A 9,396-nucleotide genomic window follows, 5' to 3' on the forward strand; every position below is an offset into this window, starting at 1 on the left:
AGAAACGCATATCAAGCGCCTGCCTTCTGTTGCACACATACTCAATACCGATCTGATTTCTGAACGTCTATCACAGCAGAACACAGCTTGCCCAGATGTAACAATCCCTGAGGATACAGCTGCGTATATCATCTATACCTCCGGTTCTACCGGAAAGCCTAAAGGCGTTGTGGTACCCCATGCTTCCGTCATGAACTTCTTACACAGCATGGCCGAAAAGCCAGGGCTCCAGGCTGATGATACCCTGATGGCAGTAACAACTTTGTCTTTTGATATTGCCGTACTTGAACTCTACTTGCCACTCTGGGTCGGCGCCAAAATCATTATTGCCAAGAAACAGGATAGTAGTGATGGTCGACGTTTATTAAGCTTGCTGATAAAGCATCAGGCAAACTTCATGCAAGCAACACCCGCCACCTGGCGATTGCTGATCAGTAGTGGCTGGCAGGGTGAGCCTAGATTAAAAGCACTGTGCGGTGGCGAAGCATTGCCATTGGATTTAGCTGAAGAGCTACTTCAACGCTGTAGTGAGCTTTGGAACATGTATGGCCCAACTGAAACCACCGTTTGGTCTAGCTGTGCCCAGATTACACAAACCCAAACACCGCCTGGATTGGGCTTACCTATCGCCAACACTCAGTTATATGTGCTGGATGAGCAGCTGCGCCCTGTCCCTAACGGCATCGCTGGCGAACTATACATCGGTGGTGACGGTTTGACCTTAGGCTATAACAATCGTGACGAATTAACCCGGAAGGTCTTTATTCCAAACCCCTTTGGAGACGGCCAACTCTATCGCACCGGTGACAAAGTACGCTACACCCACGACGGCACCCTTATGTATATGGGACGACTGGATCAGCAAGTCAAAGTACGCGGCTACCGAATAGAACTGGGGGAAATTGAGACGCTTATGCGCCAACACGACGCCATTGACGACTGCGCCTTAAGCGTACGAGAAGTCCGTGCCGGCGATACGCGGCTCATCGCTTATGTTGTATGGAAGAATAGCCCGATTAGTCTCAGTGAACTTCGTGAGCACCTGCGACAGCAACTACCCCCTTACATGGTGCCACAGCACCTTGAAGCACTCGGGGAGTTACCACGCACCCTTAACAACAAGCTTGATCGAAAAGTCCTGCAAAGCTGGAACCTAACTCAAATGTCTGCCGGTGAATCGCGTCAAGGCCCCGAGACAAGCACAGAAAAGTGGTTAGCTCTCTGCTGGGGAGAAGTATGCGGGAACCATGATATTAACAAATACGATAATTTCTTTGATATCGGCGGCCATTCATTACTTTCCATTCAAGTTATTCATAAAGTGCAAGCGCATTTTAACGTTGAACTGAAGCCTCGAGACTTACTACTGGAAAGCTTACATCAACTAGCTGAGCTAATAGATCAGACCACAAAAACAGCCGCTACAGAAAGCTCAGCGGCTAAAGGTCTTTCTGACGAAACCAATAAAACAGAGCTACATTCTCCCGCAACGCAAACAATCCACCCAGTATTCTTCGGTGATAGTAAATTACCTCTTTACGGCGTAATACATGAGCCTGGTGCGGGCGCTTATCGTAGCAAAGCAATATTATTCAGCTCTCCGATCGGACATGAGTATTTTCGCAACTATCGAATGACCCAGCTACTTGCCACTAGCCTCGCTAAACAAGGCTTTTATTGCATGCGTTTTGACTACCACGGCGTGGGTGACTCCACTGGTGAGTTTTCTACTCAAAGTATCGAAGAATGGCAACAAGACCTTATCAAAGCATATGAGGAGCTAAAAGCCCGAGCAGGCGTTGAGCAGGTGGTCTGTGTCGCCTCACGTTTAGGCGCCTCAATTGCTACATTAGCCAATACAAAGTGCCAGTTTAATGAGCTAGTCCTTTGGGACCCGATTCTCAATGGCTCCGACTATCTTGGTAAATTAGACACTCTGCAAAAACAAGTACTTACTCAAAACTGGCATTTCAGTGTTAGAAGGAAAAGCAGTGACCTAAAACAGGGTGAATACCTTGGCTATCAATACTGTACGAAATTACAAAAGCAAATAGACTCTCTAAGACTGGCAGACCAACTCAATAGCCTTAATGATACGCCATGCACCGTCATCTCAACGACCGAAGATGAAAGCTTAAGTGCGACAGGTGGGCAGCATATCAACTACCAACATATTGATGATGAAGGCAATTGGTACTTCTACAAGGACATTGACCGCTCAATCTCAACACATAATATCAACCAATTTATTTTAAAGAGCTTAAGTCAATGATTGAACAAATTCAGAGCTTTGGCCCACAGCAGCACCTTCAGGGTATCTATACTGCTCCAGAAGAAGACTGCAAGAAGCCTTGTTTCTTGATAATTAATGCTGGTGCAGTTCATAAATCAGGCCCTTTCAATTTGCATGTACATCTCGCAAAATTCTTGGCTGATCTAGGGTATGCCAGCTTTCGATTTGACCTGAGTGGGCAAGGTGATAGCACCCGCATCGCATCACCTTCTTCTCGAACAGAGCAAATTACCAAGGATATGCTTGCAGCCTTGGATTGCCTTGAAACTCAGTTTAACCACTGCAGTGTAATTTCTTTTGGCCTTTGTACAGGTGCCGAGAACGCTCACAAAATTGCTGTAAAGGATGATCGTGTCAAAGGTTTAGTTTGGATAGATGGCTATGGTTACCTAAGTCCAAAGTTTAATCGTGTGAAATTTCTCAAAAAGCTATCTCAGCCCTTCAACCTGATTAAGGCTTTAATTAAGCGGCTGACTAAAACCAAAGCTATGTCTTCAGAATCGAGCGATAATCAAGCAAATAATGTTGATGACTATGTCTGGCGCTTACCGGAAAAAAGTCAATATAAGGCCGACATGGAAGTATTGCATCAACGCGAAGCCAAGTGCCTATATGTCTACAGCGGAGGGGTACAGTCCTACTACAACTATCAGGGACAAATGAAAGATGCTTTTCCTGGCGAGTTCTTCACGCAAATATTTGAAGAAGTCTATTTCCCCAAAGCTGACCATACTTTTTTCATGCTGAACGATAAGCACAGCTTGTTCGACGCGATTAAAAACTGGTTAAGCAGACATTACTAAAGTGAGGCAAGGATGCTTTCGATTAAACCAACAACCACCACCATCGGCCTTTTTTTTGTAATGGTTTTTGCCTCGTACTGGCTATTCCTGAATAAGACAGGCATCGATACTTCTGACCCTGGTGATGCTGCGTTTCCTGTCGCAATATTGGGTGATTCAGACAGTCATAGCTATCGAGATAAATATGACAATAAAGCTAGAGGAGGCGACTTTCATAGCGTCACTTACAACTGGCCAGCACTATGGGACAGATTTCGATCTGAGCAAGTTAATCTTGGAGCATTCGGGACATGGGGTGAAAGTTACCGCTGGGCAAGAATCAAGAACTGGCTTAAGCTCCCTGCCCGAGCCCCCAAGAAATTAGACTTCGACTATAACTATGCAGTTTCCGGACTTCGCTGTCAGTCTTTGCTTGAAGGCTGGCCCTATCAAGCAAAATGGCTGATCTCTCGCTTGCAGCGCTCTCCGGACTTCTGGGAAAAGGGGCTGGTCATCATTCGAATCGGCGTAAACAATCTCGGCTCAACCAAACAATTAGAACAATGGGGAGTCAGCGGCTTAGACAAGACAGCTAAAGACGTTGTCAGTGAGTGTGTCCGTCAGATCACCGAGGCAACCGAGCAATTATTGGCGAGCCACCCTTCTGTAAAGGTCGCTGTTCTTGGTATGTGTCGAGACTGCAATTTAACCGAAAGCTATAAACATTGGCCAACATTAGAAAACATCAAAAACCGAGACCAAGTCCTGGGTAGCTTTGATCGTCAGCTAAAAAGTTACGTTCAAGATAAGAAACGCGTATTATTCATAGATGATGTCGCCTGGCAAATAAAGCGATATAGTGACCGTTATAATGAGCCCATAAACCTTGAAACCCGATTAGCTGATAAGGTCACCATTAAGAGTCGTCAAGGCGATCACCCTAGCAACCTGATATTGGCCGACTATCATGCTGGAACAGTCTACAACGGCTTTTGGTTAAATAACCTGATCGAACAACTTAACCAAGGTTTTAAGCTTCAATTAAGCCCTTTATCCGAAGAAGAAATACTGCGTGTGATTCTGCCCGTGTTATCAAAAAACGAGTGAATAAGTAGATTTTCAAGAAATAGCTAGCCGCACAAGCTCTTCCACTAAGAGTACTAGAGAAAAAGGAATGCAAAATGTATAAATACATAAAACTAGATCAAGAACAGCAGTTCTCCGACTTCAACAAAAGGTCATTCAAATTTAACCAGTCTGTAGTGGAGACACCTCTAGCATCACTTGATAGTCTATCTGAGTTAGTCCTCAGACTTCCCCCGGAGCACGTGTATGCCAGCTCTAGTAAAGTCGACATCAATGCAAATCTTGATACAGCTCATAAAGAACATAAAATAGAATGCTCATTAGAGCACGCACTGGAAAATCTGGCGACTTCAGACTCTTTTGTGATGGTTAGAAGTCCTGAAATTGACGAACAATATAAAGAGCTATTTACAGGGCTAAAGAACGACCTTGAACAACTTGCCCAAGAACTAGGTACAGAAATTACTGACTCAACACTCTATCTATTTATCACGTCACCAAATGGCACAACGCCTTATCACATCGACCGGTATAGCACTTTCCTTATGCAACTTACGGGCACTAAAGAAGTCTATACGTGGGAACCCTGGGATAAAGAACAAATTAGTGATGATGAACTGGAAACATTTGTAGCCAAAACCCATAAAGTAGCACCAAGCTTACGGGACGAATTTGTTAACACCTCAACAAAAACTTTTATTAAGCCAGGTGAAGGCGCTCATATTCCCTATTTAGCACCACACTGGGTAAAAACATGCGATGAAGTTTCAGCCTCAGTATCAATTATCTTCAACACGAAAGAAACTCAGAAGAAAGGCTTAGCCTTGCGCTTTAATGAATTAGTTAAGAGGAGACTGGGAATCAAGCTAAGCCCTATATCCGGTGACAAAAAGATCAGTGACGCCATAAAAGTATTCCTATTCAAAGTGGCCGCCAAGCTATTGAGTGGTAAAGTCTAAAGCTATTATTTACTCTTAACAGAAATAGGGAAACTCAAATGCCGTTACAAACAAGCCCAAATATAACACGACTAAGCTTTGGGCTTCTTCTACTTCTATATTTACTATTTATTCTAGCGGCAAGCTTTTACCTAACAGGAAAGGCACCCAGCACAGAAAGTGCAATCCAGACCCTACTCGAAAAAGGGAGTGCATTTTCTTTTAATTTTCACAACCTAAGAGATGTTGCTACGAACATACTGCTGTATATGCCATTGGGCTTTCTTTGTTCCCTATATATAGCGAGTAAATCCTCTCCTAGATTAATGAGCCCCTATCTGTTTGTTGGTTTTTTAGTCAGTACACTAGTTGAAATAACGCAAGCATTTATTGGGCGCTATTCCGATATTTCAGACGTAATATCAAATACTTCAGGTTTTATCACGGGCTATTTTGTCGCCTATATTGCACTAAAGCACTTTCACTTTTCACCTTCTAGCTTACTTGGTATAGAGCAAAAATCAGATAATGCGGCATTGCAAAACATATCTGGAATCCGGTTTATCTATATAGCGGTCGCTTATATAACCTGTTTACTACCTCTTAATATCACCGTCTCATTATCTGATATCTATGCAAAGCTAAACAGTCAAAACAGTGACATGCCACGTTTGATTCTTGACCCCTTTTTCCACTTTTCATCCGCATCAGTAGATTGGCAGTACTTAACGTTGAATTGTATCATATTCATACCACTTGCCTTTTTAAGCGCACATATTCAAATAAAACGCCAAACACCTAACATTCTAGTACCCGCTGTCCACTGCCTTTTCTTTTCATTGTGCATTGAAGTATCAGAAGTTTTTATAAAGTCAGGCAGGAGCGATATATTCATGCCTTATATGGCATCGATGATAGGCTTATCTATTTCATTGTTATGCATCAAGCTATACCAGGAGCCCAGTGCGCACGTAAATAGCAAGGATAAACAAAAGTATGATGTACTATTGTCTATCGTTTTATATTCTTTATTTTTATTTTCCGTGGCGCTATCTCCCTTTGATTTTGAGTTATCACTCAAAGCAATAAAACAAAAGCTTATCTACGATAGCAACTGCATACTCTAGAATTCAATCCAATCACACTACGAACAAGACTCTTCATTTACTAATTATATGAGCCTTAGCTTATGTAAAAAATAATGCATTCGCCCCTGATTCAAAGACCTCTTAAATCTTCTTTTTAACAGCTTTAGCCATACGAATAATCTACCTTTAATTGTACGACCGGCAATAAAGATAGAGACTAGCGATACCTCATTAGGATTCCAGCCAATATGCCAACGAGCATTACTCATCAAATTCAAAGTAGCGATATTTTCCTCCTCAATTAATCTATCAATTAATACCTTCATATGAAAACGACCAGGTGAAAGCTTTTCAACAGATTCATCGTACCCCACTTTAAGCACGTACTGAGTTCTGCCACTTATCAAAGAAAATTGACTGCGTATTCCGGCGTATCTGATCATCGATTCTGGTTTTATTCGATCACCTAAATCTCCTAACGCCTAGACCTCGATAGTATCACTCCGAGTGATCGGATTCAGTTATTTTACTCATTGCCTTTCTTAGTGACTCTCCTTTAAGTTTTAGCTTGTGACTATTGTGCAGTATGCGATCCAGGATGGCGTCAGCCAGCGTTGCATCGCCAATAGCTTTATGCCATTGCGTGATAGGTAGCTGGCTCGTGATTATGGTTGATCGAACGCCGTGTCGGTCTTCCATTATTTCGAGTAAGTCGTTGCGTTGGCCAAGAGTCATTTTTTCCAGGCCCCAGTCATCCAGAACCAGTAAGTCGGTCTTAGCGAGTTGCTGAACGAGTTTCTGGAAGCGGCCATCGCCGTGCGCAATACTCAGTGCTTCAAGTAGGCGTGAAGTTCGGAAGTAGCGTACTGAGAAGCCGTGACGGCAAGCTTGAGTCGAGAGAGTACAAGCCAAGTATGTCTTACCACAGCCCGTTGGGCCCTCGATTAATACGTTGTGATGCTGATGAACCCATTGACTACTCAGTAGACCCGCGAACTGACTTTTTTTCAGACCACGTGGATGCTGGTAGTTAATGTCTTCAGGGTGAGCCTTTATCTTTAACTTGGCAGCCTTCAGTAAACGGGTAATTTTATTGTTGTGTCGGTGCGTACTTTCTCTATCGACTAATAGCGCCAGGCGTTCATCGAAGCTAAGCTCTTCATGTGTTGATGGTTGTGCTAGCTGTTGCTCTAGGCCATCAGCCATGCCGCTAAGTTTTAATGTTCTCAGTGCTTGCAAGGTTTGATTGGTAAACATGTTTTTTCCCTAGTTATTCATATGAGTATTTAGTGGTAGTAGTCTTCACCACGGATGTTTTCATGGTGGTCCAGGCATAACTCTTCCTGAATATGATGCTCCTGAGTTTCAACAACGATCTGATCAAGTCCTTGTTTAAGTATGGATTCAACACTGCTGCGTGTCGGTGAGTTGATCAGTAGTGCGCGTCCGCAAGCCTTGTTGAGTCTCTCTCGTCCATATTTCTTCGCATTACTAAGTAAGGCGAGTATGCGGCGATAACTCTGTTCTTGATGTCGCTTTTCTTGCAGTAGGTGATTCACCACTTCACGAGTTTCAGCGCCTATCTCGTTTGCCCAGCTCAGGAAGCGCTCTAGGCTCCATTCCTGTATAGCTCGGTGCGCTTGCGGCATATGTTCAGCACAAGTGCTGTGCGCACCTTGCCGATAACTACGAGGGTGGCTAGCGACTCGTTGACCTTGGCTATAAACGGAGACGCTTGAGTTACTAGCTTGTACTTCAACAGCCTGTTTCACCAGATTATGGGGAACTGAGTAATAGTGCTTATCGTATTCGACGTGGTAATCGATATGGACTCGCACCTGTTTGATCTCTGCATAATGGTATGGCGTTGTAGGCAATGACCTTAAGGCGGGTTGGTCTAGTTGCTTGAACTGACTTGCCCGGGAACCCGGGAGCTTCTTAAAGGGACGCTGATTCAAGTCGTCCAATAAAAACCGGATTGCTTGGTTTAGTGACGCCAGAGTGAAGAAGGTTTGATGACGCAAGCGTGCCATAATCCAGCGTTCAACGATTTGTACAGCGACTTCTGCTTTGGATTTATCCTTGGGTTTATAGGGGCGCGCTGGAACAACCGCCACTTGATAGTGTTGTGCCAGTTGCTGATAAGCCGGGTTTATATCTGGTTCGTAACGATGTGTTTTGCGCACCGCACTTCTCAAATTATCCGGCACGACTAGTTCAGGTACACCGCCGAGGAACTCGAAAGTCTGTACATGGGCATTCAACCAGTCTTCCTGGTTCTGGCTCCAACTAGCACAAGCAAAGGTGTAGTTGGATGCCCCCATCACAGCGACAAAAATTTGGGCTTGCCTGACTTCGCCGGTATCTGGGTTCACCACCGGCATTGTAGGACCACAGTAATCGACAAAGAGTTTTTCACCTGCACGATGAATCTGACGCATGCTACGTTTCTGGCAACCCAGCCATTCAAGATAACGATGACAGAACTGAGCATAACTGTAACCGTTATCAGGATTTTGCTGCCGATATTCTTGCCACAATAACTGTTTGGTTACAGTTTTTTGTTTGAGGTCCTGGTGGACTTGCGGGAAGTCTGGCTCAACAAAACGCCTTTGACCCGTCGCAGCTTGGCTAGGGAACAGCATTCGAGCGAGATCTCGCTCAGCCATTTCCTCGGGAACTGGCCAGCTTAGGCCTGCTTGATCAGCTCGCTTGAGGTAATCGACGACCGTTCCGTAACCAATATTAAGTGCTTGAGCTATCCCTCGATAGCTTAATCCGGCCTCATGACGAAGCCGTAAAATGTCTTTGATTTTACGCATTGATAACCTTTTTTTGGCCACTGCTATTACTCCTCGCCGGAAAAAGGCTAAGAGACTAGCAGATTGTTAGTTAAGTCAACGCGTTAGGAGTGATTCTGGAAATATCTGATCATCAATTCTGGTATCTGATCACTGATTCTGGAAATCCAGAAAAAGTGATCGAATAAAACCAGAATCAATGGTCGAAAAGTTCCAGAAATGATGATCGGTTAAAACCAGAATGAGTGATCGGAATGGGCCAGAATATGCAATTGACCAGAGATCGGATTCCCACTCTGCCTTATAACCCCCTGTGTCAGGATAGTTGTCGCCTCTGTTAATTTTTAATAATTGAATAGGAGGCGGTAAGAGAATATGAGTGAAGCATTATTCAAAAGAGTTTAAAGA

At 44.0% G+C, this 9,396-nt stretch carries 8 protein-coding genes; 5 read left to right on the plus strand and 3 right to left on the minus strand.

Annotated features, from left to right (window positions below; translation table 11 throughout):
* The 5 genes from A3756_RS10190 to A3756_RS10210 all read left to right on the plus strand — a co-directional run.
* A partial coding sequence (locus A3756_RS10190) for an amino acid adenylation domain-containing protein (RefSeq protein ID WP_156490397.1) occupies positions 1-2,272 on the plus strand: 2,272 nt, incomplete at its 5' end.
* Positions 2,269-3,096, plus strand: coding sequence for an alpha/beta fold hydrolase (locus tag A3756_RS10195; protein ID WP_068553436.1), 828 nt, complete (start codon positions 2,269-2,271; stop codon positions 3,094-3,096). The genes A3756_RS10190 and A3756_RS10195, both read left to right, overlap by 4 nt.
* 12 nt (positions 3,097-3,108) lie before the next feature.
* Positions 3,109-4,182, plus strand: a complete 1,074-nt coding sequence (locus A3756_RS10200; RefSeq protein ID WP_068553437.1) for an SGNH/GDSL hydrolase family protein — start codon at positions 3,109-3,111, stop codon at positions 4,180-4,182.
* A 74-nt stretch (positions 4,183-4,256) separates the two neighbouring features.
* Positions 4,257-5,120 (plus strand): cupin-like domain-containing protein, encoded by an 864-nt coding sequence (locus tag A3756_RS10205; RefSeq protein ID WP_068553438.1) that lies wholly within the window; start codon positions 4,257-4,259, stop codon positions 5,118-5,120.
* A gap of 38 nt (positions 5,121-5,158) precedes the next feature.
* The gene (locus A3756_RS10210; RefSeq protein WP_068553439.1) at positions 5,159-6,226 is read left to right on the plus strand and encodes a VanZ family protein; all 1,068 of its coding nucleotides are present in this window, start codon (positions 5,159-5,161) and stop codon (positions 6,224-6,226) included.
* Positions 6,227-6,270: 44 nt separating this feature from the next.
* On the opposite strand, the gene A3756_RS10215 is transcribed toward A3756_RS10210, so the two are convergent.
* The 3 genes from A3756_RS10215 to istA are packed head-to-tail and all read right to left on the minus strand — an operon-like array spanning position 6,271 to position 9,009.
* Positions 6,271-6,630, minus strand: a complete 360-nt coding sequence (locus A3756_RS10215; RefSeq protein WP_068553440.1) for a GNAT family N-acetyltransferase — start codon at positions 6,628-6,630, stop codon at positions 6,271-6,273.
* Positions 6,631-6,685: 55 nt separating this feature from the next.
* Positions 6,686-7,444 carry an IS21-like element helper ATPase IstB gene (gene istB, locus A3756_RS10220; protein WP_068553441.1) on the minus strand — a complete coding sequence of 253 codons (759 nt, stop codon included), beginning with the start codon at positions 7,442-7,444 and terminating at the stop codon, positions 6,686-6,688.
* Between the two features lie 29 nt (positions 7,445-7,473).
* A complete protein-coding gene (istA, locus tag A3756_RS10225; protein WP_068553442.1) occupies positions 7,474-9,009 on the minus strand; it encodes an IS21 family transposase in 1,536 nt (511 codons plus the stop codon).
* Between the last annotated feature and the right edge of the window lie 387 nt (positions 9,010-9,396).

Source organism: Oleiphilus sp. HI0086 (genome assembly GCF_001635225.1).